Genomic DNA, 25729 nt, shown 5'->3' with positions numbered 1-25729 from the left:
AAAATTATTCAACCAAAACCAACCCAATGGAATTACAAATCAACCACCTCAATAAAAAATACAGCAACGGCGTGCATGCCTTAAACGATGTTTCACTGACCATACCCAAAGGAATGTTCGGATTGCTAGGCCCTAACGGCGCTGGAAAATCATCGTTAATGCGAACCTTGGCAACCCTTCAGGATGTCGATAGCGGTTCGGTCACGCTCGGCGATATCGATGTGCTCAATGACAAAGAATCAGTGCGTAAAGTTTTGGGTTATCTGCCTCAGGAATTTGGCGTTTATCCGAGAACTTCAGCCATCGATTTACTAGACCATCTCGCGCTTTTAAAAGGATTCGAATCTAAAGCTGACCGCAAGCAGATTGTCGAACAACTGCTGCTCAAAGTCAACCTTTGGGAACACCGGAAAAATGCCGTGGCGAGTTATAGCGGTGGAATGCGCCAACGTTTCGGCATCGCACAATGCTTGATTGGAAATCCTAAACTTGTGATTGTAGACGAACCAACTGCCGGTTTAGATCCGGGCGAAAGAAACCGTTTTTACAATATCTTAAGTGAAATCGGCGAAAACATCATCGTCATCTTATCGACGCATATCGTGCAGGATGTTCGTGAACTTTGTACCCAAATGGCCGTCATGAACAACGGAAAAGTACTCTTCAGCGGCAATACCGACGAAGCACTTTATGAAATCAAAGGCAAAGTCTGGGAGAAAAGAGTTGCCAAAACCGACCTGCCGGAATACCAGAAAAACTACAAAATCATTTCGAACAAACTCGTCGGCGGACAACCGCTGATCCATGTGTTCTCTGAAACAGGCCTCGACAACGGATTTACGAAAGCCGAAGAAAACCTTGAAGATGTATTCTTCGCCAAACTCAACGAATTAGTCTAAACCAACAGCCTGAATTATGTGGAAATTTATACGACACGAATTAAACTACTGGCTCAAAACGCCGATGGTTTGGATTTTCTTTTTCATCAACGCCTTACTGGTCTTCTTTGCGGTAGCTTCTGACAATGTTTCGATTGGCGGCGGCGTGGGTAACATCCATAAGAACGCGCCTTTTGTCATTGAAAGATATTACGCGGTGATGTCAATTATCGGATTGCTGATGACGACCGCTTTTATGAATGCGACTGCGAACCGCGATTTTCAATACGGCATGCACCAGTTTATCTTTTCTTCACCGATTAAAAAAAGAGATTACTTTTTCGGGAAATTCATCGGAGCATCAATAGTTTCTATAATCCCAATGTTGGGGGTTTCACTCGGATTGTTGCTCGGTCCAATTTTGGCTGGAGTATTTGATATGGCTCCCGCGGAGCGTTTCGGTCCGATTATTTGGTCTGGACATTGGTATGGGATTTTGGCTTTCGCGATTCCGAATGTCATTATTGCGGGCGTTTTGCTTTACGGATTGGCGATCATTTTCAGAAGCAGCATCGTTTCGTTCATCGGTTCGATGTTGATCTTGGTATTCTATGCCATTTCATCCGGATTCACACGCGACATCCAGAAAGAATGGCTCGCAAATATTCTCGACCCTTTTGGTATCAGGCCATTCAACATCATGACCAAATATCTGACGGTGGGCGAAAAAAACACACTAGCCGTGACTTTACATGACGGTTTATTATACAACCGTTTGCTATGGCTCGGCATCTGCCTGCTGGTTTTATTCGTGATTTATGCAAGATTTTCATTCAATACCAAAAAGGAAAAAGTCAAAAAAACCAAAATAGCCAAGAACAATATTGCGCCAGAATTGTTGATTGAAAGCCATTTCGAGCCCACAAAAGCCAATATTTTTTCATTAGTTACGTTTTGGAAACTCGTGAAATTCGAAACCAAAGCAGTCATCAAAAACCCGACGTTCATCATCATTGTTGCCATTGGTTTAATTAATTTGACTGTCGGATTGGTTGCTTTTACGGGAACTTACGGCACCGACCAGTATCCTGTGACGTATTCCATCGTAGACACGATCAATGATTCCTTTTTCATTTTCATCATCGGATTTATCGCTTTTTATACCGGCGTCTTGGTCTGGAAAGAGCGCGATGCCAAGATCAACGAAATTCAGGATGCCACGCCTATTCCTTCAGGAATGCTTTTCATTTCGAAAGTCCTAGCGTTGATCATAGCCTTAGCGATTATGTTTTCAGCGACTATCCTGATGGGTATCGTCACACAAACCGCTTATGGTTATTATCATTACGAACTTGATGTGTACATCAAATCATTGCTCGTGATTAAATTGATGGGTTTTGCTTTTATGATTGTGTTGTCGCTGTTGTTTCATTATCTGATCAACAACCGTTACATCGCTTATTTTGCTTTTGTTGCTTTCATAGTCGTGAATAGTTTTATCTGGGGATTGATGGAAATCAACAGCAATATGTTGTCGTTCGGTTCGCGTCCTGATATTACTTATTCGGACATGAACAAATTCGGGCCGTTCGTGCCGTCGACGATTTGGTTCAATATCTATTGGGCTTTGTTCTGTCTTATTTTAGGGTTTGTCATCAATGCGTTTTACATCCGCGGCAAGGAACTTCAGTTTCAGGCAAGGGCAAAAACAGCCAAGAACATTCTTCGCAAAAACTATCTGGCTTTTGGCGCAAGCATTATTGCCTTTCTGCTTTGCGCGGGTTTTGTATTCTACAACACCAAAATCCTGAACACTTATGATTCCGAAAAGGAACGCGAAAACAAACAGGTCGAATACGAGAAAAAATACAAGAAATTCGAACACCTTGTGCAACCGCGTTTCTACAAATTCGATTATAAGATTGATATCGTTCCAGAAGAAAGAGGCCTTACTGTGCATGTTGATTCCTGGGCGAGAAACATCTCCAACACGCCGATTAAGGAACTTCATTTTACGATGCCGATGCTGACTGACAGCGTTAAAATCGACATCAAAGGCGCGAAACTCAAGAGCAACGACAAACGTTTGTTGTATAGAATTTATACTTTGGAGAAACCTCTGGCGCCGAACGATTCGCTTCAGGTTAAAATTGATTTAGTCAAAGAAAACAAAGGTTTCGAGAATGAAGTCAGTTTCACCCAGCTCACGCAAAACGGGACTTTTTTCAGCAGTGCGGAAATTTTACCGTCGTTTGGTTACAATACCAATTATGAAATATCCGACAAAAATGAACGCGTCAAACTCAAATTGCCTCAGCGTTTGCGTATGCCAAAACTCAACGAAAACGATATGGTTTCGAGAGCAAACACTTACATGTCAAGCGATGCCGATTGGGTAGAAGTCAATACAACAATCAGCACCTCGTCTGACCAAACTGCCATTGCGCCAGGTTCGTTGCTAAAATCATGGAAATCTAAAGGGCGTAATTATTTCCAATACAAAGTCGATCAGAAATCCTTGAATTTCTATTCGTTCATTTCGGCACGCTATGAAGTCGCGAGAAAGAAATGGAACGGCATCGATCTCGAAGTGTATTATGACAAAGAGCACGCGTACAATGTTCCGAACATGCTCAAAAGTATGCAGAAATCGCTTGAATATTACACCGCGAACTTCGGTCCGTATTACCACAAACAATGCAGAATCATTGAGTTCCCTAGATATTCTGAGTTTGCTCAGGCATTTCCGGGCACAATGCCATTCAGTGAAGGAATTGGCTTCATCATCGATTTGCGCGATGTCACCAAAGACGACATCGACCAAGTGTATTATGTCGTTGCACACGAAATGGGCCACCAATATTGGGCGCATCAGGTTATGGGCGCCAACATGCAGGGCAGTGAAATGATGACGGAAGGATTTGCGCAATATTCGGCCTTGATGGTCATGGAAAAGGAATACGGAAAAGACAAGATGAAAAAGTTCCTCGAATACGAAATGAACAGTTACCTGCGCGGCAGAGGTTCCGAATTTGAAGGGGAACAACCGCTGATGAAGACTGAAAACCAGCAATACATTCATTACAACAAAGCGAGCGTCGTGATGTATTATCTGAAAGAACTCATCGGTGAGAAAAATGTCAATCAGGCGATGAAAAATCTGGTCACGACTTATGCTTATAAAAACCCGCCTTATCCGACTTCGATTGTTGCGGTCAATGAGTTCAAGAAAGTGACACCCGACAGTTTGCAATATGTGATTAAGGATATGTTTGAAACCATCACGTTATTTTCAAACCGCATGCTCGACGTTTCTTATAAAAAAATAGGGAATGAATATGAAGTCACTTTAAAAACGACTTCCGAGAAATTCCGGTCGAGTGCTTTAGGGAAAGAAACTGAAATTCCGGTCGCCGACTATATCGACATTGCTGTTTTTGGCGAACCGAAAGACGATAAAAATTTAGGAAAACCCTTAATTTACAAAAGGGTCAAAATCACCAAAAAGGAAAATACCTTTGTATTGAAAACCAAAGTAAAACCTTATCAGGCAGGCATCGATCCATATAATTATTTAATCGACCGCGTGCCCGACGACAACCTAAAAAAATTATAAGAAAAGGTTAATATGGGAAACTTCCTGTGATAGTGACGATGTTTTTTTATATTTGGCACCCGAGGCGCAAGCCGAACTGTTGTTTAACAAAAAAATTAATTTCCATGAAGCATATTATTGGACTGGTAACATTACTCTTGTTTACTTCCTTGGCCTTTGCCCAAAAGGAAAAGGTAAAAGGTTCTAAGATTGTTACTATAGTACAAAAAGAAATCACAGAATTTCAGGAACTTGAAATAGCCGATAATCTCGAAATATTCTTAATCAAAGGCGACAAATGCGCGCTCGAAATTGAGGCCGACGACAACCTGCAGGAATACATTTCTATTAATGCCAAAGGAAAAGCCTTGTATCTTGCCGCTACTAGGCAGGTTACGGGAGCGAAAAAATTCAGCATTAGAGTTACCTATACCGACAGTTTTAAATTGCTTGCCGCGAAAGATGACGCGAATATTACAGCTTTAGCAGAATTAAATTTACCCAGCTTCACGTTTAAGATTCATGACAATGTGAAGATTTATGCCAATGTGAATGCCAAAACTTTTACGTTGATGGCCGATGACAAATCAAAGTCGGAGCTCAACCTGAAATCGGAAGATGCTACGATTGAGATGAGCAAAAACGCACAACTCAAAGCATTGATTTCGTCGACACAAATGAAGTTCGATATGTATCAGAAAACCAAAGCGGTTATTGAAGGCGATGTGATTGATATGAAATTGCGCCTCGATAACGACTCTGATTTCACCGGAACCAAACTGACCACAAAAAACACCGATTTATTAGCGGAAGGTTCTTCAGAATGCAGCATCAATGTAGCTACGAAATTAATACTCGATGCTAAAGGAAAATCTGAAATCAAATTATACGGCAATCAGAAAATCGAAGTGAAGAACTTCTTAGACAGCGCCGTGTTAAGCAAAAAGATTTTGAAATAAGAAATATCAATAATAAAAAAAGCCCCGATTGATTTGGGGCTTTTTTTTATGTTATAATCTAAGAAATTTATTCCTGAGCAGCTAAATAACGTTCCGCATCCAAAGCCGCCATACAACCCGTTCCGGCTGCCGTGATGGCCTGACGATATACGTGATCCGCAGCATCGCCACCTACAAAAACACCCGGTACGCTAGTTTTTGAAGTTCCGGGAATGTTAACGATATAGCCTGTTTCGTCTAAAGTAAGATAGTCTTTGAATATTTCCGTATTCGGTTGGTGACCAATCGCTACGAAGAATCCTGTTGCCGGAATTTCGATGATGTCGCCTGTGGTTTTATTTTTGGCGGTTACCGCCGTAACGACTTGTCCGTCGCCTAACACTTCGACAGTATCGTGGTTCATTAAGATCGTAATGTTTTCTGTTTTGCGCACGCGTTCTTCCATGATTTTGGACGCTCTGAATTTTTCGCTGCGCACCAACATAGTCACTTTTTTACACAATTTCGATAAGTAATGCGCTTCTTCACAAGCCGAATCTCCGGCACCGACAATAACAACTTCTTGGTTTCTGTAAAAGAATCCATCGCACACGGCACAAGCTGAAACGCCACCGCCCATCTGAAGATAGTGTTGCTCCGATGGAAGCCCTAGGTATTTGGCCGACGCTCCTGTAGAGATGATTACAGTTTCGCAATGCAATTCTTTGCTATCATTGATCCAGACTTTATGGATTGGTCCTGTAAAATCGACTTTGGTGGCCCAGCCGTCGCGCACATCGGTTCCGAAACGTTTGGCTTGCTCTTGCAATTGCACCATCATTTCTGGCCCCGTAACGCCATCAACATAACCCGGAAAATTTTCTACTTCGTTAGTCGTGGTTAATTGTCCGCCCGGTTGTGTTCCTTGATATAATACAGGAAACATGTTGGCTCTAGCGGCATAAATCGCAGCAGTATATCCGGCTGGGCCTGAACCGATAATAAGGCATTTTATTTTTTCAATAGTATCTGACATGGTCGTAATTTTTAGTGCCGCAAATGTAAACTATATTATAAAAATTTCGTGGTTTCGAAATCCTAAAAATCAATCAAAAAATAAATTTTATTTATTTCGGCCAATTCTTTTGCCAAGTAAAATTAAACCTTATCTTTGCAGCCGCTTCGGGGTGTAGCGTAGCCCGGTTATCGCGCCTGCTTTGGGAGCAGGAGGCCGCAGGTTCGAATCCTGCCACCCCGACGAAAATCCTTTTTGCAAAGCAAAAAGGATTTTTCCATTTAAAAGAAATCCAAGCTCGCTTGAGATTTCTTTTAAATGAAAAAATCCTCCCATTTTTGAAAAAAATGGAAAGGATTTTCGTAACGACTCCCCCGACTCAGGATCACGCCAGTAATCCTGCTAAAAAATGAAACACGGATTTCGCCGATCCAACGGATTGTCACGGATTTTTAAAGAACAGAAAAAAACCTCTTTCTAATCAACAACGTGAAATCACCCCAAACCCTAGCCCTGATAGCAGCGGAAATCCTTTGACGCCGGTGTTCGGCGTCAAAGATTGAGAGCGTATAGCAGGTTCCCGGCTCCTAAACCAATTGTTGAAAAATCAATGAATTTTAAGATTTAAAGTTCCCCACGAAATTCATACCTTTGCGCACGTTTTAAAAAAACAATCGGAAATCTATGCTCGCTATTTTATTTTTTGTTTTTATTGGTATTGTTGCGATTCAACTGTTTTATTACGTGTTCGTTTTTGGGAAGTTTTCTTATCTGAAATTGCAGCAAAGCACGCCTAAGAAAATCCCGATTTCAGTGATTGTCTGCGCGAAAAACGAAGCTGAAAACGTCATTAAATTTATTCCCATTCTGGCGCAACAGGATTATCCCGATTATGAAATTGTCTTGATTGACGATGCTTCGAGCGATACAACATTAGACATTTTTGAAGAATTTGAAAAGCAATACCCGAACATCCGTTTGGTGAAAGTCGAGAACAACGAAGCGTTCTGGGGCAACAAAAAATTTGCGTTGACACTGGGTATCAAAGCCGCTAAAAAAGAATATTTATTGTTTACCGATGCCGATTGCTATCCGGTTTCTAAAGACTGGATCCGCGAAATGAGTTCAAATTTCACCGCAGAAAAAACGATTGTTTTGGGTTACGGCGCTTATGAGAAAATGGCAGGTTCGTTTCTGAATAAACTCATTCGTTTTGAGACTTTGCTCACGGCAGTACAATATTTTTCTTGGGCCAAAATGGGCCGGCCTTATATGGGCGTCGGGCGTAATCTTGCCTACAAAAAAGAAGAGTTTTTCAATGTGAATGGTTTTATCGACCACATGAAAATCCGTTCGGGCGATGACGATTTGTTCATCAACCAAGCGGCGAAAGGGAAGAATACGACGATTTGTTTTTCACCCGACAGCTTCACTTATTCGATGCCCAAAACTACGTTCAAGGAATGGTTCATCCAGAAACGACGACACGTGGCCACGGCGCATTTTTACAAATCTTTTGACCGTGTGCAGTTGGGCGCGTTTTACGTTTCGCAATTGTTGTTCATTATACTACCGATTGTGTTATTAGCGTTTCAATACCAATGGATTGTTGTGCTGAGCCTGATTGGCTTCCGTTACCTGTTTACCTGGATCACTTTAGGTTTTGCCGCCGGAAAGCTCAAAGAGAAAGACGTGATGTATTGGTTTCCGATACTTGAAATCGTCGTTTTGTTTGTGCAGCTCAACATTTTCATCACTAATTTATTTGCGAAACCCGTCCATTGGAAATAAAGAAAAACATAGAGCTGGCAAAGAATGGCGATCAGGTAGCGTTTACTTTTTTGTTGGATCATTATTGGAATGAAGTCTACGGTTTCATGCTCAAACGCACCGAAAACGAAACCGACGCCGAAGACATCACGATCGAGACTTTCGCGAAAGCGTTTGATAAAATTGCCACTTACAACCCCGAATTCCAGTTCAATACTTGGCTCATCGCGATTGCGAAAAACGTCCACATCGACATGCTGCGCAAACGCAAATCCTCTTTGTTCGTAGATTTCAACGACGAAGACGATTATCATGCTTACAATGTTGCTGACACCACGCCTTCCGCGGAAGACAAACTCATTACCGAGCAGAACCTTTCGCAACTGCTGCAATACATCAAGGAACTCAAACCACATTACCAGGAAGTCATTCAGTTGCGGTATTTTCAGGAAATGAGCTATCAGGAAATCGCTGATTTGTTGGGCGAATCGCTGAACAACATCAAGATCAAATTGCTGCGCGCCAAAAAATTACTCGCTGAGATTATTGAGAACAAGCGGTAGTTTTTTTAGAAGCTATTTCCCGCTATCCACTCTCAATATTTTGCGCCGAACGCCGGCACAAAATGATTTCCGTTACTATCAGGGCTAGGGCACCTCGTTTCAACTGCACTTTCGAATAACTGAATCCACGAATAAACAAATTACCAAAATACACCTTAACAATATTTTCACATCCGTTGCGTTGATAATAAAAAAGCGCTTATGATCGTATAAATACTTAACCCAATAATCCTTTCATTATGTCAAGATTAAGTATTTATGCCAACAGCTGGATCAACCTCGTTTTCGAGGGCAAAAACCAAGCGTACGGTGCATTCCAATTGCGCCAGAAAAGTGATGAGACGACTTTACTAGCTTTTTGTCTAGGTATTTCTTTGGTAGCGATGGTCGCTACAATCCCGATGTTGGTTTCGAGTTTTTCCAATACACCTCAAACGGTAGTTGTAGATCCGGTTTATGATTTTCCGCAACTGCACATTACAAAACTCAAAATTCCGCCACCTAAATCGCCAGTAAAATTAGTGTTACCGGTCACTAAAAAAACTCCTGATGACGCAACCAAAAAGAAAGCATTGATCAATCCTACCGTCGTAAGGTCAGAAGGTGCCCATCAGGATATTGCGGCGCATGACGAACATCCCGCAAACAACAATCAGAATTCCGGAACGCCTGCCAACACAGGAAACAATCCGGATACAGGAACAGCACCAACCGGAACCACGCAACCCACGGCTACCTTACCCATTCCAGATGACACTCTCAATACGACCGTCACCGTAGACAAAGTTCCCGAATTTCCGGGTGGCATCAATGCTTTTTACGGTTATATCGGAGAAAATTTCGAGAAGCTCGAAATCGAGGAAACCGTCAGCGTAGTCGTTTCATTCGTCGTGGAAAAAGACGGCAGCATGACCGACATCAAAGTGCTCAGAAGCGCCGCGCCGAGCATCGACCGCGAAGCCATCCGCGTGTTGAAATCGCTAAGAACCAAATGGAAACCGGGCCTCAAAAACGGAAAACCCGTCAGAACGGAATACAAACTACCTATAAAAGTCAAAAAGTAAACACCATTTAAATCCGCGCCAATCAGCCAAATCCGTATAATCCGCGTTCCATAAAAAAAGCAGCCTCTCAGGGCTGCTTTTCATTTATGCTTTTTTTACAAACTCCGTCCGCAAAACCATCGCCGTCTTATTGACGCGGCAATCAATTTCTGCCGGATCATCGGTGAGGCGAATGTTCTTCACCATCGTGCCTCTTTTGATCACATCCGAGGAACCTCTTACTTTCAAATCTTTGATTACGGTAACAGAATCGCCATCACTTAATAGGTTTCCGTTGCTGTCTTTTACTTCCATATTATTTTTTCTTCTTAGGAGTTGCTTTTTTTGTTGGCTTTTTGGTGGTCGCAGATTTCGCAGTTTGCTTCACATAAGGTTTATACAAACCATCAGCTTCAGCCCTGCTTTTTGCATCTGCTGCCCTGTCTTTAGAATCCGGGTGTGAGCTCATCATTTTGTCAATGAAAGACGCTTCTTTACCTTCGCTCATCGCCGCCAAAATATTAAAGGCAGATTCTTCAGCATTGACATCGTATTTGTTGCGTTTCAAAAATTCATAGGAATAAATATCCGCTTCTGATTCCTGTTTTCTGCTGTGTTTGCTATCGAGAATAGCACTCGCAATTTTCCCAATCTGACCGTCAGTAACAGCAGCTACTTTATCAGATTGAGAAGCCGCTGCATCTAACAAGGCTTCTTTTTGATAAGCCGCTTTCATCGCATCGCGCGAATCGTGGTTGGCCACGTGACCAATCTCATGACCGATAACGGCCAGCAATTGGTTGTCATCCATGATATCCATCAAACCTGAGAATACGCGTACGCTTCCGTCAGCAGTCGCAAAAGCGTTGACCTCTTTGATAAGATATACTTTATAATTCAAATTTAGTCCGGCTTCGTTTTTATGGTTGCCGAAAACTTTGTTAAGTCGGATTGTATAGGGATCTTTTGGACCCGCTACTTTATTTTCTGTATCCATTTTATCTACAGCTTGCTTCGACAAATTTGCAGCATCGGCATCGCTGAACATAAATCCGGACATGCCTTTCTGCACCGCGCCCAAAGCACGATCGTTGATGTTTATTTTGCTCAAATCAATTTGTGCATTGGTTATTCCGCAAACGACCAAGGCAAAACCGGTCAATAAAACTCTGGTTTTCATAGTATATAAATGTTAAATTTCACGGCACAAATATAATAACTTCGAAGGATTTCTTTTTGATTTGTGACGAATTTTAATACATTTGAAACAAACCATGATTTATTGATGAAGCCATTCACTACCCAAGAAAAAATCAAACACCTTTTAGGATTTCCCGTAATCGTGGCGGCTTTAGGCTACTTTGTGGATATTTACGACTTATTGCTTTTTGGCATTGTGCGCGTTCCGAGTTTGAAATCACTGGGCGTGGATGTCGATATTGCCGGAACGCACATCATGAATTTCCAAATGGTAGGCTTGTTGATTGGCGGTATTTTATGGGGAATTCTGGGCGATAAAAAAGGAAGACTTTCGGTTTTGTTCGGGTCGATTTTGGTGTATTCTTTAGCGAATATCGCGTGCGGCTTTTTACCCCAAATGCATTTCGCGGATATTGAAACTACTTATGCAGTATTGCGATTCATTGCCGGATTAGGTTTGGCCGGGGAACTCGGCGCAGGAATTACTTTGGTTTCCGAAAGTTTACCGAAAGAATTGCGCGCAATTGGAACGTCACTCGTGGCCGGATTTGGTTTGCTCGGTGCGGTTGTAGCGCAACTTACCGTAGAATTGGCCGGTGATTGGACTTACGCGTATTTCATTGGTGGCGGATTAGGGTTGATTTTATTATTGTTGCGAGTCGGCGTTTTCGAAAGCGGTATGTATAAAAACCTCGAAAAAGATCACACCATTGCTAAAGGAAATTTCTTTTCACTTTTTACGAATAAAACCCAACTTATAAAATATTTGAAATGTATCGCGATTGGTTTGCCCACGTGGTTTTGCATTGGGATTTTAGCGGTGATGGCGAACCAATTCGCACCGTCGTTCGGGATTTCAAACCTCAATCCAGGCAAGGCGATCATGTGGGCGTATGTCGGAATCTCAGCCGGTGATTTCGCGAGTGGATTTTTATCGCATTGGCTGCATTCGAGGAAAAAGGCCATCTTATATATGATGCTGTTTACGATTCTGGGAATCTTGTTGTTGCTTTTCGGAGGCACGAAAACAGAAAGCCAGTATTACTTTTATTGCGCCTGGCTTGGTTTGGGAACGGGTTACTGGGCGATGTTCGTGACGGTCGCCGCAGAACAATTCGGCACGAACATCAGAAGCACCGCCACGACGACAGTTCCGAATATGGTGCGGGGTTTATTGCCGGTGATGTTGTTGGGTTTTGATTTCTTCAAAGTGGATTATGGCGTAATCGTTTCCGCAAGTATCGTCGGAATCATTGTCTTCTTCTTAGGTATTTATTCGACGGTGACGATTGCCGAAACACATGGGCGCGATTTGGATTTTACCGAATAGCCCTAGCCCTGATAATAGCGGTTATCCTTTTGTGGCGGTGTTCGACACAAAAGATTATAGCGGATAGCAGGTTCCCGGCTCCTAAAACCTCAAATGAACGCTAACATCAAATTAACAAATAAACAAATCTGCGAACAAAGTACATTCCTTATCTTTGTGCTGCAAAAATCACTGCTATGGAAAGCGTTTTAGACAATACTTTACCGGTTGGAAAGCCGAAATGGCTCAAAGTAAAACTACCGATCGGACAAAAATATACCGAGCTTCGCGGTTTGGTGGACAAATACAACCTCAACACAATATGCACTTCCGGAAGTTGCCCGAACATGGGCGAATGCTGGGGCGAAGGTACGGCGACGTTTATGATTTTAGGGAATATCTGCACGCGTTCGTGTGGCTTCTGCGGCGTGAAAACCGGGCGGCCTGAAACCGTAGATTGGGACGAACCTGAGAAAGTGGCGCGTTCGATCAAGATTATGAACATCAAACATGCCGTGATTACGAGTGTTGATCGCGACGATTTGAAAGACGGCGGTTCGATCATTTGGATTGAAACTGTGAAAGCGGTCCGAAGAATGAATCCGGAAACTACTTTAGAAACTTTGATTCCCGATTTTCAAGGCATAGAAAGAAACTTAGACCGCATCGTGGAAGCGAATCCTGAAGTCGTTTCGCATAATGTCGAAACAGTTCGCAGATTGACACGCGAAGTCAGAATTCAGGCGAAATACGACCGAAGTCTGGAAGTTTTGCGTTACTTGAAAGAAAAAGGTATCAATAGAACCAAATCAGGAATTATGTTAGGTTTGGGCGAAACTGAAGAAGAAGTCATTCAAACGATGCGTGATTTGCGCGATGCGAATGTTGATGTCGTGACGATCGGTCAATATTTGCAACCGAGCAAAAAACACTTGCCGGTGAAAGAATTCATTACGCCGGATCAGTTTCAGAAATACGAAAAAATCGGTTTGGAAATGGGCTTCCGTCATGTGGAAAGCGGCGCTTTGGTGCGTTCTTCTTATAAGGCGGCGAAACATATTTTGTAGACACGCTGCGCTTAGGACACGGCTGCGCCTATAGACACGCTTCGCTACAGACACACTTCGTTTTGGACACGCCTTTGGCTTTAGACTTTTAGATTTATGACTCCAATTAAAATTGCGATTAACGGTTTCGGAAGGATTGGGCGGAATTTGTTCCGTTTGCTTCTCGACCATCCTTCGATTGAGGTTGTGGCGATCAATGACATTGCGGACAACCGGACGATGGCGCATCTGATTAAGTACGACAGCATTCACGGCGTGTTGCCTTATGAATGTTCGTTTGATGACGCTTCAATTATCGTCAACGGAAAACCGTATTTGTTTTTTCATGAGAAAAATATCGCTGATTTGGATTGGAAATCGATTGATATTGACGTGGTCATAGAATCGACGGGCAAATACAAAACCTTTGACGAAATCAACGCGCACATACTTTCAGGTGCTAAAAAAGTCATCCTTTCGGCGCCTTCAGAAGTCGATTCGATCAAAACTGTTGTACTTGGCGTCAATGAATCAATTCTTGACGGTTCTGAAAAAATCATTTCAAACGCAAGCTGTACGACAAACAATGCGGCCCCGATGATTAAAATTATTAGTGAATTGTGTGGTATTGAACAGGCTTATATTACGACGGTTCACTCGTATACGACCGACCAAAGCTTGCACGATCAACCGCATAAAGATTTGCGCAGGGCACGTGGCGCGAGCCAATCGATTGTACCGACTACCACCGGCGCGGCCAAAGCATTGACCAAAATATTTCCAGAATACGAAGGAAAAATTGGTGGCAGCGGAATACGCGTTCCGGTTCCTGATGGTTCTCTGACGGACATTACTTGTTATGTAAAGCGTGAAGTGACCATTGAAGAAATCAACGCTGCTTTTGAACACGCTTCTCACCACGAACTCAAAGGGATTTTGGCTTATACCAACGATCCTATTGTTTCAGTCGACATTATTGGCAATCCGAATTCGTGCCTATTTGATGCGCAACTCACTTCCGTCATTGGTAAAATGGTCAAGGTTGTAGGTTGGTATGACAATGAGATTGGATATGCTTCACGAATAATTGATTTAATAATTTTAACATTTTCCAAATAATTTCTTACTTTTAAACCCTTGAAAAACAGCCAGTAACTTTTTATGAGGTATTTATTAGTATTTTTTATTTGTTTAAGCCAACTAACGTCCGCACAAAAGAAGCCCAAAACGGCGCCTAAAGTGGATAGTGTTTCGTATTATATTGAATTGTCGAACTTCAATATCAAGACTAACAATTACAAGTTTTCCCTAGATTTTGCGCAGAAAGCCATCGATTATGCCCATGCCAAAAAAGATGTAAAATCGGAAGCCTACGCCAATACCATGTTAGGCGGCATTTACTTCGAGCTTAAAAAATACGATGACGCCATTGAATCTTACTACAAAAGCGTTTCGTTATACAATACTTTGAAACCTTCTTCGCAACAAGCTTTCTGTTATTATCAGTTGGGGTTGTGTTTTATGGAAAAGGAAAACTATCTTTTGGCGGAAAACAATTTCGACAAAGCCAAAACGATTTACAATACGATAAAAATTCCCGATGCTATTGAGTTGTTGAACCTTCAAAAAGCAATTGTTTACAAAGCCAAAGGTCAATACAAACAAGCCATTCCAATCCTGAACCAGATTATTGCCAAACCCGATGCGAGCGATTTGTCTAAAACCAAAGCCGAAGCATTATATCAGATTGGTACGATTGAGCTTGAAAACGATCGCAGCAATCTCGCACTCAATTACCTGATTCGGGCCTATACGCTGAATGCCAAAGACAAGAATGCCGAACAGCAATCTGAGATTCTGTATGCGTTGAGCCGGGTTTATGAAAAACTGCTCGACATCAACAAAGCGCATTTTTACCTCAAAAAACATTTGCAGCTCAAGGATAGCATTGCCGCTTTAAACAGCAAAAAGTTAGGCGCCGAGGATTACGTGGAATTTAAAGACAACGAGCGTCTGAAAACCATCGAACAGCTCGACAAAGAAAACAAAGAACAGCAAAAAGCCAATAAAGTCGCCAAACTCATCAGTATTCTTGCGATTGCTTTAATTTCAATTTTATCGCTGCTGAGTTTGTCTTTATATAAAAACAACATCATCCGAAACCAGTCGAATTTGCTGCTCAAAGAGAAAAACAACGAATTGCAACTCGCCAAGGAAAAAGCCGAAAAAGCTTCAAAAGCCAGAGCCGAATTTTTGTCTACGGTAAGCCACGAATTGCGGACGCCGCTCAATGCCATCAACGGAATCACGCATTTGCTGATTGAAGAAAACCCGAAACCGAGCCAGATGAATTACCTGACTTCGCTAAAGTTTTCCGGAAATTATCTGTTGACGTTCATCAATGAAATCCTCGAAATCAACCGCATCGAATCGAGCGCAATCGAAACCGAAAACATCAACTTTGATTTGAAATTGCTGCTCAGAAACATCCAGAATTCGCTTAAGGAATTGGCCTCGATCAACAACAACGCGTTCACGATTGAAATCGACCCTAACATTCCCGATTTTCTGATTGGCGATCCTACGAAGTTGTCTCAGATTTTCCTCAACTTGATTAACAACGCACTGAAATTTACTAAAAACGGCGAAGTCAAAGTGATCTTAGACACGAACGAAATCAACGAGGAATTCACTTCGATCCATTTCAAAATCCTCGATACCGGAATCGGAATTCCCGAAGAAAAAATAGAATCTGTCTTTGAAAGCTTTTCACAAGGTTCGATTGAGATTAACCGAAAATACGGCGGCACAGGACTGGGCTTAACGATTGTAAAAAAACTCGTCGATATTTTAGGCGGGAAAATCAAACTCGAAAGTGAAGTTGGCAAAGGTTCGGCATTTTCTTTCGATTTGAGTTTTAAAATCGGTAGTGAACAAACGCTTGCTGAGAAACAACCAGGCAATTTCGACGAATCGATTTTGAAAGACAAAAAAGTATTGTTGATCGAAGACAACAAAATCAACCAGATGATTACCAAAAGAATGGTTGAAAATAAAGGCATGATTTGCGAAGTCATCGATAATGGTGAAGATGCGATCGAAGCTGTCAAAAACAACGTTTACGATTTGGTGTTGATGGACGTGCATTTGCCCGGAATCAACGGAACGATCGCGACACAAACGATTCGTACATTCGATAAGAAAACGAGAATCATAGCATTGACCGCGATTTCTCTGAATGAAAACCGTGAAATGTTGTTGTCTTACGGCATGAATGACGTGATCACCAAACCGTTTGACCCGAATGAATTCTACAGGATTATTTCAATGAATCTGACGAAACCGGTTTAATACGATTTGATCAGTTCCTTGATGAGATTGCGCACGTGCGGTTCGGCTTTTCTGGCGGCTTCCAATACTTCGGCGTGGCTTACGGTTTCGATATTGTCTTCATTGCCCATATCGGTAATGACTGAAATTCCGAAAGTTTCCATATCCATGTGACGCGCTACGATTACTTCAGGAACTGTTGACATTCCTACGCAATCAGCGCCTAGAATCTTCACCATACGGTATTCTGAAATGGTTTCAAAAGTGGGGCCTTGCAAGCCTAAATAAACACCGTCCTGCACTTCAATGTTCAAATCTTTAGCGATTTCTTTAGCTTTGGAAATCATGGCTCTGCTGTAAGGTTCGCTCATGTTTAGGAACCTCGGACCAAAACGCTCTTCATTTTTACCGCGCAACGGATGTTCGGGCATCATATTAATGTGGTCTTTGATCAATACAATAGAACCCACATGATAACTGTCTTTGACACCACCAGAAGCATTTGAAACTACCAGTTTTTGAACGCCTAAATATTTCATGACACGCACCGGAAAAGTCACTTGTTTCATATCATATCCTTCGTAGAAGTGAAATCTGCCTTGCATCGCGACCACTTTTTTAGTGCCAATGGTTCCGAAAACCAAAGCGCCTTTGTGACCTTCAACAGTGGAAACCGGAAAATTTGGGATTTCGTCGTAGGGCAAAGTGAATTCAATCGCAATATCATCGGTGAAGCTTCCCAATCCGGAACCTAAAATGACGCCGTATTCGGGTGTGAAGTTTGTTTTTTCCTGAATGTATTTAACGGTCTGTTGTACTTGTTCCCACATAATTTAAAAGAGTTTGATCGAAAATAGGGCCTTCAGCAACGAACGAGGTTTTTATCGGAAGATAGTAAAGTTGTGTGTCCGGAATGTGATTCCTGAGACGCACATAATCTTTTTCGGTCGTGATAATCAGCTTATTTTCTGCTTGTTTTTTTATTTCGTTACTATCATTTTCGCTGAAATGATGGTGATCCGGATACGTCAGTACGATATCGTTTTCGTGCTGCAAATATGCGAAAAATGGTTTTGGTTTTGCAATGCCGGCCAAAAGTAATTTCTGAGTGTTTTTAATCTCGTTTACTTTTTGGATCGAATTCGCGCCATAAACCGAATCATCATAAGCAATCGAAGTGAAAAAAACCGGTTGGTCCGTTTTCAACTTTTTGCGAATTTCAGCCCTCGCAATCTCGTCAATAGTTTCGGGACATTTTGTGACAATTATCATGTTGGCTCTTGAAGCGCCATTTCGGCTTTCACGTAAATTTCCTGTGGGCAACATCCAGTCATCACAAAACAAATCACCATAAGCCGTCAACAGGATATAAAATCCGGCTTTTACTTTCCGGTGTTGGAAAGCATCATCCAATAAAATGACTTCTGGCTTTTTGGTTTGGGAAAGCAATTGTTCGATGCCATTTTTGCGATCCGCATCAACAGCCACTTGAATGTCCGGAAATTTTTGATGGATTTGAAACGGTTCGTCGCCCAAAGTGCCCGCATCGGCTTTTTCATCAGCTAAAATAAAACCTATAGATTGTCTTTTATAACCGCGGCTTAAAGTGGCCACGTCGAATTGTTCGGACAACATTCGGATCAGATATTCAATCATCGGAGTTTTTCCGGTGCCGCCAACACTGAGATTTCCGACGGCAATGATCGGAACATCGAACGAATATGATTTTAAAAAACCTTGGTCATACAGAAAATTTCTGATGGAAGTCACCAGCCCGTACAACACGGCAAAAGGAAAAAGTAATTTTCTGAGCAAAATCATAGCACGAAAGTAGCGTTTTTTTATCTTTGAAAGAAAATAATTCTCGAAACAACTGCATTATGAAGCCACATTTTACGAAATTCCTTTGCTGCTTTTTATTGCTTCCGGTCTTGGTTTCCGCACAGGAAAATGATAATGTCGTTCTCTTAAAAACCATCTTCACGAAATATTACGCGAATGAAAAAGTGATTGCCAAAGGAAGGTTGCAATTGCTGAGTTTCTATTGTAAAAAAGCACCGAACAACGAGGAAGTTCTTGAAGTGATTTCCAAAAGCGACTTGCTCAAAAAAAACGCGCCCGAGATCAAAAAGCAAATCATCAACAACATCGACGAGGACTGGTCGGCCGCTTACAATTTGTTATTCAACAACCAAAACCAGTACCTTAAGAAAAAAGTCAACGATTGTCTGTCGTTCGAAGACTATCAAAAAGTATCAGCTCAATATGGCGAAAACAACCAACGATTGATGATCATCAGCAAGCCGATCTATTTTTCAAGCAACAATTTCGCATTGGTCAAAGTCGCTTTTTACCGAAGCATCGAGCACAACAGCGGCAGTTATCTTTTGTTTGAAAAAGTCAACGACACCTGGACCATCAAAGATTATTTAAACGTGTGGTCAACCTAAAAAATCCTTATGAAAATCAAAGAAATCCTTGCTGTACTCGAACAAATGGCACCTCTGGCTTATGCCGAAGATTTTGACAACGTTGGCTTACTGACCGGAAATTCCGATGCGGAAGCGACTGGTGTTTTGGTGTGTCACGATGCTCTGGAAAATGTGATTCAGGAAGCCATCACGAAAAATTGCAATCTTGTCGTCTGCTTCCATCCTATTTTGTTTTCGGGTTTGAAGAAAATCACGGGTTCGAATTATGTCGAACGCGCGCTGATCAAAGCCATCAAAAATGACATTGCGATTTATGCAGTACACACAGCGCTGGACAACCATCAAAACGGCGTGAATCATATTTTCGCAACAGCTTTGGGTTTGAAAGACATCAAAATTTTGATTCCTAAATCAAGTTTCATCTGCAAATTAATTACATACACAACGCCCGAAAATGCTGATGAAGTGCGTAATGCAATGTTCAAAGCCGGAGCAGGAACGATTGGCAATTACGACAACTGCAGTTTCAATTCCAACGGGTTTTCAACCTATCAAGGCAACGAAAACAGCAACCCAACGGTCGGCAACAAAGGCGAACTGACGCAAACCAACGAAGTCAAAATTGAAGTCACTTTTGAGAAACACTTCGAATCTAAAATACTCAAAGCACTTTTTGAACATCATGTGTACGAAGAAGTCGCTTACGAAATTTACGACCTTCAGAACAAACACCAAAACATCGGTTTAGGAGCTATTGGAACGTTAGAAAAACCTATGGCCGAACACGATTTTTTAAATTTAGTCAAAGACAAAATGCAAGCGCCGGGAATCAGGCATACGGATTTCATCGGGAAAAACATCCATAAAGTGGCGGTTTTAGGCGGTTCGGGAAGCTTTGCAATCAGGAATGCGATACAAGCCGGAGCCGATGCTTTTTTAACAGCCGATTTGAAGTACCACAATTTCTATGAGACTGAAAATCAGCTGCTTTTAGCCGATATCGGACATTTTGAAAGCGAACGTTATACAAAAAATTATATTGTTGATTTTCTTCAGAAAAAAATTCCTAATTTTGCCATCATTTTATCAGAAGAAAATACAAATCCTGTTAAGTACTTATAAAGATTATGGCGAATACAAAAGAAATGAGTGTCGAAGAGAAATTAAGAGCATTATACGACTTGCAATTAATTGATACCCGAATTGATGAAATCAGAAACGTAAGAGGTGAATTGCCTTTAGAAGTGGAAGATCTGGAAGATGAAGTAGCAGGTTTGCTGGCACGTCAGGACAAATTGAAAAAAGACTTGGAGCATGTGGAAGAGCAAATCAAAGTGAAGAAAAATGCCGTGGAAGACCACCAAGTCGCTATAAAAAAATACACCAAACAACAAGACAGCGTTCGCAACAACAGAGAATTCAACTCGTTGACTAAAGAAGTAGAATTCCAGGAATTGGAAATTCAATTGGCGGAAAAACAAATCAAAGAACTCAGAGCTTCGATGGAACACAAAAAAGAAGCGATTTCAAGTTCTAAAGAAAAACTTGAGGCCAAAATGTCGCACTTGAAACACAAGAAAGCGGAATTGAGCGATATCATGTCAGAAACCCAAAAAGAAGAATCGTTCTTGACTGAGAAATCCGCAGAATACGAAGCGTTGATTGAAGAGCGTTTGCTAAAAGCTTACAAAAGAATTCGTTCTAGCGTTCGCAACGGTTTGGCCGTAGTTTCTATCGAAAGAGGCGCATCTGCAGGTTCGTTCTTTACGATTCCACCACAAACTCAGGTAGAAATCGCCGGGAGGAAGAAAATCATCACCGACGAGCATTCAGGAAGAATCTTAGTGGATTCCTCACTGGCTGAAGAAGAAAGAGAAAAAATGGAGAAACTGTTCTCCTTGATTTAATAAATCTAAGCCCCGACAAACATCGGGGCTTTTTTTATGCAACAATAATGGCATTACTCGCAAAATCCATTGGCTGTTATATCAACCTGCTGAGCTATGTGGCTCCGGATAAAGCATTCCAAATGGCGTACAAATTCTTCAGCAACCCGCGACAAGGCCGGCTTAAAGCGAATGAACTGCCGCATATCCTGCAAAACGCACAACTCGAAACCCTACACGAAAACGGCCAAACGATTCAGACTTACATCTGGAAAGGCAACCAAAACGTCATCCTGCTGGCCCACGGTTGGGAAAGCAACGCGTCGCGCTGGGAAAAACTGTTGCCGCATTTGCTGCTCACCGGCCAGACCATCATAGCGATCGATGCGCCGGCTCATGGCTTGTCTAGCGGAAAGGAATTCAATGTGCCTTTATACACTTCCTACCTCAACTTGGTCGCCAAAAAACACAACGCCAAACAAATCGTCGGGCATTCCATGGGCGGGATTGCGGCGGTTTATTACCAATACCTGTATCCCGATCATTCGTTAGAAAAGATGGTTTTGCTCGGCGCGCCGTCGGATTTTGCCATCATCCTCGACAATTACATCAAGATGCTCGGACTCAACAACAAGATCCGTAAGGCTTTCCATGATTATACGCTCGAGCGATTCAACCTCAAAATTCCTGATTTCTCTGGAAAAAACTTCATTCAAAACTCGAAAATTCCCGGGATTATTGCACACGATATTAATGATAAGATTGTGTTGTATGACGAAGCGAAAAAACTCGCCGAAAGCTGGAAAACCGCTGAGTTCATCGCGACTACGGGATTCGGACACAGCCTTCATGACGAGGAACTCAATCAAAAAATATCGGATTTTTTATCAGGAGCTTGATCCTGCTTTACGCTACTATCTTTTCCTTGCTAAAGGAGCAAGAAAAAGGATAACCGCTGCAATCAGGGCTAAGGCATTTTCATCCCAACGACTTTCGCGCTAAAGAATTAAATCCTATTTTTACACCATGGAAGAGCAACTCAAACGACTCAACAAATTTATAGGCGAAACCGGTTTCTGTTCGCGCCGCGAAGCCGACAAACTCATCGAAGACGGCCGTGTCACGATCAACGGTGTCGTGCCCGAAATGGGAACCAAAGTGTCTCCCCAAGACGAAGTCCGAATTGATGGGAAAATCATCCGCGACAATACCGAAAAACTGATCTATCTTGCGTTCAACAAACCGGTCGGCATCGAATGCACGACGAACCTTGATGTGCGCGACAACATCGTCGATTATATCAATTACCCGAAACGCATCTTCCCAATCGGAAGACTTGACAAAGCCAGCGAAGGTTTGATCTTCATGACCAACGACGGCGATATCGTCAACAAAATATTGCGTGCGAGAAACAACCACGAAAAGGAATATACCGTCACGGTTAACAAACCAATCACAGATCGTTTCATAGAAAAAATGGGCAACGGCGTTCCGATTTTAGATACGATTACCAGAAAATGCAAAGTAGAACAGATCAGCAAATACATCTTCAAAATCATCCTGACGCAAGGCTTGAACCGCCAAATCAGAAGAATGTGCGAATATTTAGGCTATGAAGTGACGGCTTTAAAACGCATCCGCATCATCAACATTTCACTTGATGTTCCGGTCGGAAGATACCGCGATTTGACCGATGCCGAAATCAAGGAACTCAACCAGCTCATCGAACCTTCGAGCAAAACGGAAGAAGCAAGTTTACCCAGAACTGAAGCACCGAAAAGAAGAACGGAATTCATCAAACGTGACGATCCGAGGTTTAAGAAAAAAGGGGATTATTAATCCCGTTTATTTATTCAAAAATTTTCGTTGCTCTCTGGCCAACAAGGTATTTTTGAGCAACATCGCAATGGTCATCGGCCCCACTCCGCCCGGAACCGGCGTGATGTAAGAAGCTTTTTTACTGACCATGTCAAAATCTACGTCGCCGGTGATGCGGTAGCCTTTTTCAGTGGTTTTGTCTTCGACGCGCGTGATGCCCACGTCAATGACGACCGCGCCATCTTTGACCATTTCGGCTTTGAGATAATTCGGAACGCCAAGCGCTGTGATGATGATATCGGCTTGCGTGGTGATTTGTGCAATATTTTTGGTGTAACTGTGAGTTAAAGTCACAGTCGAATTCCCCGGAAATCCTTTGCGTCCCATTAGTATGCTCATCGGGCGACCGACGATGTGGCTTCTTCCGATAACCACGGTGTGTTTTCCTTTGGTTTCAACGTTATATCTTTCGAGCAATTCTAGGATTCCGAAAGGTGTCGCGGGAATGAACGTCGTCATATCCAAAGCCATTTTTCCGAAATTTTCTGGGTGAAAACCATCGACATCCTTGCTTGGATGAATCGCCATAATGACTTTTTGCGTATCGATTTGTTCTGGCAACGGCAACTGTACGATAAAACCATCGATGTTGTCGTCTTCGTTGAGCTGTTTGATTTTTTTGAGCAGTTCGGTTTCGGAAGTCGTGCTCGGCATCTTCACCAATTTCGATTCAAAACCGACACGTTCGCACGCTTTGACTTTGCTTCCGACATACGTCAGGCTCGCGCCATCGTTACCGACAATGACCGCGGCAAGGTGCGGTACTTTTTCGCCTTTGGCTTTCATCGCGTTGACTTCCGCCGTGATTTCGTCTTTGATTTGTTCCGAGATTTTTTTTCCGTCTAGTAGTTGCATGGTTTGGTAGTTAGTGGTTGTTTACTGATTTTGGATTTGTAATCGGTTGCATTAGCCCGGATAGTAGCGGAAATCCTTTTGTGACGGTGTTCGGCACAAAAGATTGCAACGGATAGCCGGATCAGCTTCTCATAAAAAAAGACGTGAATCACCACGTCTTTATTGTTTAGGGCATGCCTTTCATGCCGCCCATCATTTTCATCATTTGTTTGCCGCCCGGCCCTTGCATCATCTTCATCATTTTGCTCATTTGGTCGAACTGCTTCATGAGTTGGTTGACTTCTTCTAATTTTCTGCCCGAACCTTTGGCGATGCGGGTTTTTCTTTTCATATCGATCATGGCCGGTTTGCTTCTTTCTTTCGGCGTCATCGAATAGATGATGGCTTCGATATGTTTGAAGGCGTCGTCTTCGATCTCGACGTCTTTCATCGCTTTGGAAGCGCCAGGAATCATGCCGACTAAGTCTTTCATGTTCCCCATTTTTTTGACTTGCTGGATTTGTATGAGGAAATCATCAAAGCCGAATTCGTTCTTGGCGATTTTCTTTTGGAGCTTGCGCGCTTCTTCTTCGTTGAATTGTTCCTGTGCTCTTTCGACTAAAGAAACGACGTCGCCCATTCCGAGGATTCTTTCGGCCATACGTTCGGGATAGAACACGTCGATGGCTTCCATTTTTTCTCCGGTTCCGACGAACTTAATCGGTTTGTTGACTACGGATTTGATGGAGATGGCTGCTCCACCGCGCGTATCACCATCTAATTTGGTTAAGATGACACCGTCAAAATTGAGTCGGTCGTTGAAGGCTTTGGCAGTATTCACCGCATCTTGTCCGGTCATCGCATCGACCACAAATAAAGTTTCCTGTGGCTGGATGGCTTGATGGACATTGGCGATTTCAATCATCATTTCCTCATCGACGGCCAAACGACCGGCGGTATCGACGATGACTACGTTATAGCCTTTTTCTTTTGCGTATTTGATGGCATTCTGGGCGATTTCGACGGGATTGTTGTTACCCAATTCGGAATACACTTCCACGCCGATTTGATCTCCGACGACATGCAACTGGTTGATCGCAGCTGGTCGATAGACATCACACGCTACCAATAATGGCTTTTTGTTCTTTTTGGTTTTAAGGAAATTCGCGAGTTTTCCGGAGAAAGTCGTTTTACCCGAACCTTGCAAACCTGACATCAAAATTACGGTCGGGTTTCCTGAAAGATTCACGCCTGACACTTCGCCGCCCATGAGTTCCGTAAGTTCGTCTTTGACCAATTTGACCAAAAGCTGGCCCGGTTGCAAAGTCGTCAATACGTTTTGACCTATGGCTTTTTCTTTGACTTTGGTCGTGAATTCCTTGGCGATCTTAAAGTTGACATCGGCATCAAGTAAGGCGCGACGCACTTCTTTTAGGGTTTCGGCTACATTGACTTCGGTGATTTTTCCGTGTCCTTTGAGGATGTGGAATGCTTTATCGAGTTTGTCACTTAAATTATCGAACATAATATCAGCTGTTTTTGAAGTTGCAAATATAGCATAAAACTACTTATGGTTCAAAACCGGCAGGCCTCAAAGTTTGATGCGTTTAGCGTAAATTTTACAAGATTGAAACAGAAAACTATAGCACGATACGGCTCAGTGCTGTCTACATTTACTACAACTTAAATGAGATAAAATGAAAACTTCCCAAAAACTGAAAATGATTGTAATGTTGATGATGACCTCAGTCTTATTATCCTGTGGAGGCAACAGAATGAAAGGAAGTGCCGCCGACAATACGGGCACCAATGGCGCAACCAACGGAACGGGTAAGGTTCCAAGATCAAATGCCGTACACGATTACCAGACAAAGTAGATTCTTAAATTTCGCTTAAGGTTATTTTACTATCACGCGTGTTTTCAAGACATTAACTTCATTTTGCCCATTTGGTGTTTTTCTTTTTTTTATTCAGGTAGGGTTTAATTTCATCTGTCTGTTTCATTACCAAAT

At 42.4% G+C, this 25729-nt stretch carries 22 protein-coding genes, 1 tRNA gene and 1 pseudogene; 17 read left to right on the top strand and 7 right to left on the bottom strand.

Features of this window, described 5'->3' with window-relative positions; translation table 11 throughout:
• Positions 1-26: 26 nt before the first annotated feature.
• The 3 genes from Q0058_RS12985 (at position 27) to Q0058_RS12975 (ending at position 5432) form a co-directional block, all read left to right on the top strand.
• Positions 27-899 (top strand): ABC transporter ATP-binding protein, encoded by an 873-nt coding sequence (locus tag Q0058_RS12985; protein WP_298224620.1) that lies wholly within the window; start codon positions 27-29, stop codon positions 897-899.
• Positions 900-915: 16 nt separating this feature from the next.
• A complete protein-coding gene (locus Q0058_RS12980) occupies positions 916-4494 on the top strand; it encodes a M1 family aminopeptidase (protein WP_298224617.1) in 3579 nt (1192 codons plus the stop codon).
• Between the two features lie 104 nt (positions 4495-4598).
• Complete coding sequence (locus Q0058_RS12975) at positions 4599-5432, top strand: DUF2807 domain-containing protein (protein WP_298224615.1); 834 nt, start codon at positions 4599-4601, stop codon at positions 5430-5432.
• Positions 5433-5499: 67 nt separating this feature from the next.
• Here Q0058_RS12975 and trxB read toward each other — a convergent pair whose 3' ends face one another.
• Positions 5500-6447, bottom strand: a complete 948-nt coding sequence (trxB, locus tag Q0058_RS12970; protein ID WP_298224613.1) for a thioredoxin-disulfide reductase — start codon at positions 6445-6447, stop codon at positions 5500-5502.
• A gap of 147 nt (positions 6448-6594) precedes the next feature.
• Between trxB and Q0058_RS12965 the strand changes: the two genes are divergently transcribed.
• From Q0058_RS12965 to Q0058_RS12950, 4 genes are all read left to right on the top strand, one after another.
• Positions 6595-6669, top strand: a tRNA-Pro gene (locus Q0058_RS12965).
• Between the two features lie 441 nt (positions 6670-7110).
• Positions 7111-8217 carry a glycosyltransferase gene (locus Q0058_RS12960; RefSeq protein WP_298224611.1) on the top strand — a complete coding sequence of 369 codons (1107 nt, stop codon included), beginning with the start codon at positions 7111-7113 and terminating at the stop codon, positions 8215-8217.
• Complete coding sequence (locus tag Q0058_RS12955) at positions 8208-8759, top strand: sigma-70 family RNA polymerase sigma factor (protein WP_298224609.1); 552 nt, start codon at positions 8208-8210, stop codon at positions 8757-8759. Before Q0058_RS12960 ends, Q0058_RS12955 begins: the two co-directional genes overlap by 10 nt.
• A 239-nt stretch (positions 8760-8998) precedes the next feature.
• The gene (locus Q0058_RS12950) at positions 8999-9823 is read left to right on the top strand and encodes a TonB family protein (RefSeq protein WP_298224607.1); all 825 of its coding nucleotides are present in this window, start codon (positions 8999-9001) and stop codon (positions 9821-9823) included.
• Positions 9824-9907: 84 nt separating this feature from the next.
• Here Q0058_RS12950 and Q0058_RS12945 read toward each other — a convergent pair.
• Both Q0058_RS12945 and Q0058_RS12940 read right to left on the bottom strand, forming a co-directional pair.
• A pseudogene (locus Q0058_RS12945) lies at positions 9908-10108 on the bottom strand (zinc ribbon domain-containing protein YjdM); the annotation flags it as partial.
• A gap of 10 nt (positions 10109-10118) precedes the next feature.
• Positions 10119-10982 carry a M48 family metalloprotease gene (locus Q0058_RS12940; protein ID WP_298224603.1) on the bottom strand — a complete coding sequence of 288 codons (864 nt, stop codon included), beginning with the start codon at positions 10980-10982 and terminating at the stop codon, positions 10119-10121.
• Between the two features lie 105 nt (positions 10983-11087).
• On the opposite strand from Q0058_RS12940, the gene Q0058_RS12935 reads away from it, so the two are divergent.
• The 4 genes from Q0058_RS12935 to Q0058_RS12920 all read left to right on the top strand — a co-directional run bounded on the left by Q0058_RS12935 (position 11088) and on the right by Q0058_RS12920 (position 16708).
• Positions 11088-12332 (top strand): MFS transporter, encoded by a 1245-nt coding sequence (locus tag Q0058_RS12935; RefSeq protein WP_298224601.1) that lies wholly within the window; start codon positions 11088-11090, stop codon positions 12330-12332.
• A 176-nt stretch (positions 12333-12508) separates the two neighbouring features.
• Positions 12509-13378, top strand: coding sequence for a lipoyl synthase (lipA, locus tag Q0058_RS12930; RefSeq protein ID WP_298224599.1), 870 nt, complete (start codon positions 12509-12511; stop codon positions 13376-13378).
• A gap of 96 nt (positions 13379-13474) precedes the next feature.
• Positions 13475-14476, top strand: coding sequence for a type I glyceraldehyde-3-phosphate dehydrogenase (gap, locus tag Q0058_RS12925; protein WP_298224598.1), 1002 nt, complete (start codon positions 13475-13477; stop codon positions 14474-14476).
• 120 nt (positions 14477-14596) lie between these two features.
• Complete coding sequence (locus Q0058_RS12920; protein WP_298224597.1) at positions 14597-16708, top strand: ATP-binding protein; 2112 nt, start codon at positions 14597-14599, stop codon at positions 16706-16708.
• Here the strand turns inward: Q0058_RS12920 and Q0058_RS12915 are convergent.
• A complete protein-coding gene (locus Q0058_RS12915) occupies positions 16705-17517 on the bottom strand; it encodes a purine-nucleoside phosphorylase (protein WP_298224595.1) in 813 nt (270 codons plus the stop codon). The two genes, Q0058_RS12920 and Q0058_RS12915, sit on opposite strands and share 4 nt — an antisense overlap.
• Positions 17489-18508 carry a tetraacyldisaccharide 4'-kinase gene (gene lpxK / locus Q0058_RS12910; protein ID WP_298224593.1) on the bottom strand — a complete coding sequence of 340 codons (1020 nt, stop codon included), beginning with the start codon at positions 18506-18508 and terminating at the stop codon, positions 17489-17491. The genes Q0058_RS12915 and lpxK overlap by 29 nt, the downstream gene beginning before the upstream one ends.
• Before the next feature lie 59 nt (positions 18509-18567).
• On the opposite strand from lpxK, the gene Q0058_RS12905 reads away from it, so the two are divergent.
• From Q0058_RS12905 to rluF, 5 genes are all read left to right on the top strand, one after another.
• On the top strand, positions 18568-19137 hold the full coding sequence (locus Q0058_RS12905) for a hypothetical protein (RefSeq protein ID WP_298224591.1): 570 nt from the start codon (positions 18568-18570) through the stop codon (positions 19135-19137).
• A gap of 9 nt (positions 19138-19146) precedes the next feature.
• Positions 19147-20241, top strand: coding sequence for a Nif3-like dinuclear metal center hexameric protein (locus Q0058_RS12900; protein WP_298224589.1), 1095 nt, complete (start codon positions 19147-19149; stop codon positions 20239-20241).
• 5 nt (positions 20242-20246) lie between these two features.
• On the top strand, positions 20247-21026 hold the full coding sequence (locus Q0058_RS12895) for a hypothetical protein (RefSeq protein ID WP_298224587.1): 780 nt from the start codon (positions 20247-20249) through the stop codon (positions 21024-21026).
• A 47-nt stretch (positions 21027-21073) separates the two neighbouring features.
• Positions 21074-21904: an alpha/beta hydrolase gene (locus Q0058_RS12890; RefSeq protein WP_298224585.1), complete on the top strand. Its 831-nt coding sequence runs from the start codon at positions 21074-21076 to the stop codon at positions 21902-21904.
• 127 nt (positions 21905-22031) lie between these two features.
• Positions 22032-22844: a 23S rRNA pseudouridine(2604) synthase RluF gene (gene rluF / locus Q0058_RS12885; RefSeq protein WP_298224583.1), complete on the top strand. Its 813-nt coding sequence runs from the start codon at positions 22032-22034 to the stop codon at positions 22842-22844.
• Positions 22845-22850: 6 nt separating this feature from the next.
• On the opposite strand, the gene Q0058_RS12880 is transcribed toward rluF, so the two are convergent.
• The gene (locus tag Q0058_RS12880) at positions 22851-23738 is read right to left on the bottom strand and encodes a tetrahydrofolate dehydrogenase/cyclohydrolase catalytic domain-containing protein (RefSeq protein WP_298224581.1); all 888 of its coding nucleotides are present in this window, start codon (positions 23736-23738) and stop codon (positions 22851-22853) included.
• 166 nt (positions 23739-23904) lie between these two features.
• Positions 23905-25242: a signal recognition particle protein gene (ffh, locus tag Q0058_RS12875; RefSeq protein WP_298224579.1), complete on the bottom strand. Its 1338-nt coding sequence runs from the start codon at positions 25240-25242 to the stop codon at positions 23905-23907.
• 172 nt (positions 25243-25414) lie between these two features.
• Between ffh and Q0058_RS12870 the strand changes: the two genes are divergently transcribed.
• Complete coding sequence (locus tag Q0058_RS12870; protein WP_298224577.1) at positions 25415-25594, top strand: hypothetical protein; 180 nt, start codon at positions 25415-25417, stop codon at positions 25592-25594.
• Positions 25595-25729: the final 135 nt, after the last annotated feature.

The organism is Flavobacterium sp. (genome assembly GCF_027484705.1).
In the GTDB taxonomy this organism is placed as follows: Bacteria; Bacteroidota; Bacteroidia; order Flavobacteriales; family Flavobacteriaceae; genus Flavobacterium.
The sequence above is the reverse complement of the archived record's forward strand: the minus strand, read 5'-3'. Positions and strand labels throughout refer to the sequence as shown.

Excerpts from the sequence above, each read along its gene's own strand:
- Q0058_RS12985 (WP_298224620.1), top strand. The coding sequence starts at position 27 with ATGGAATTACAAATCAACCACCTCAATAAAAAATACAGCAACGGCGTG.
- Q0058_RS12980 (WP_298224617.1), top strand. The coding sequence starts at position 916 with ATGTGGAAATTTATACGACACGAATTAAACTACTGGCTCAAAACGCCG.
- Q0058_RS12975 (WP_298224615.1), top strand. The coding sequence starts at position 4,599 with ATGAAGCATATTATTGGACTGGTAACATTACTCTTGTTTACTTCCTTG.
- trxB (WP_298224613.1), bottom strand. The coding sequence starts at position 6,447 with ATGTCAGATACTATTGAAAAAATAAAATGCCTTATTATCGGTTCAGGC.
- Q0058_RS12960 (WP_298224611.1), top strand. The coding sequence starts at position 7,111 with ATGCTCGCTATTTTATTTTTTGTTTTTATTGGTATTGTTGCGATTCAA.
- Q0058_RS12950 (WP_298224607.1), top strand. The coding sequence starts at position 8,999 with ATGTCAAGATTAAGTATTTATGCCAACAGCTGGATCAACCTCGTTTTC.
- Q0058_RS12940 (WP_298224603.1), bottom strand. The coding sequence starts at position 10,982 with ATGAAAACCAGAGTTTTATTGACCGGTTTTGCCTTGGTCGTTTGCGGA.
- Q0058_RS12935 (WP_298224601.1), top strand. The coding sequence starts at position 11,088 with ATGAAGCCATTCACTACCCAAGAAAAAATCAAACACCTTTTAGGATTT.
- lipA (WP_298224599.1), top strand. The coding sequence starts at position 12,509 with ATGGAAAGCGTTTTAGACAATACTTTACCGGTTGGAAAGCCGAAATGG.
- gap (WP_298224598.1), top strand. The coding sequence starts at position 13,475 with ATGACTCCAATTAAAATTGCGATTAACGGTTTCGGAAGGATTGGGCGG.
- Q0058_RS12915 (WP_298224595.1), bottom strand. The coding sequence starts at position 17,517 with ATGTGGGAACAAGTACAACAGACCGTTAAATACATTCAGGAAAAAACA.
- lpxK (WP_298224593.1), bottom strand. The coding sequence starts at position 18,508 with ATGATTTTGCTCAGAAAATTACTTTTTCCTTTTGCCGTGTTGTACGGG.
- Q0058_RS12905 (WP_298224591.1), top strand. The coding sequence starts at position 18,568 with ATGAAGCCACATTTTACGAAATTCCTTTGCTGCTTTTTATTGCTTCCG.
- Q0058_RS12900 (WP_298224589.1), top strand. The coding sequence starts at position 19,147 with ATGAAAATCAAAGAAATCCTTGCTGTACTCGAACAAATGGCACCTCTG.
- Q0058_RS12895 (WP_298224587.1), top strand. The coding sequence starts at position 20,247 with ATGGCGAATACAAAAGAAATGAGTGTCGAAGAGAAATTAAGAGCATTA.
- Q0058_RS12890 (WP_298224585.1), top strand. The coding sequence starts at position 21,074 with ATGGCATTACTCGCAAAATCCATTGGCTGTTATATCAACCTGCTGAGC.
- rluF (WP_298224583.1), top strand. The coding sequence starts at position 22,032 with ATGGAAGAGCAACTCAAACGACTCAACAAATTTATAGGCGAAACCGGT.
- Q0058_RS12880 (WP_298224581.1), bottom strand. The coding sequence starts at position 23,738 with ATGCAACTACTAGACGGAAAAAAAATCTCGGAACAAATCAAAGACGAA.
- ffh (WP_298224579.1), bottom strand. The coding sequence starts at position 25,242 with ATGTTCGATAATTTAAGTGACAAACTCGATAAAGCATTCCACATCCTC.
- Q0058_RS12870 (WP_298224577.1), top strand. The coding sequence starts at position 25,415 with ATGAAAACTTCCCAAAAACTGAAAATGATTGTAATGTTGATGATGACC.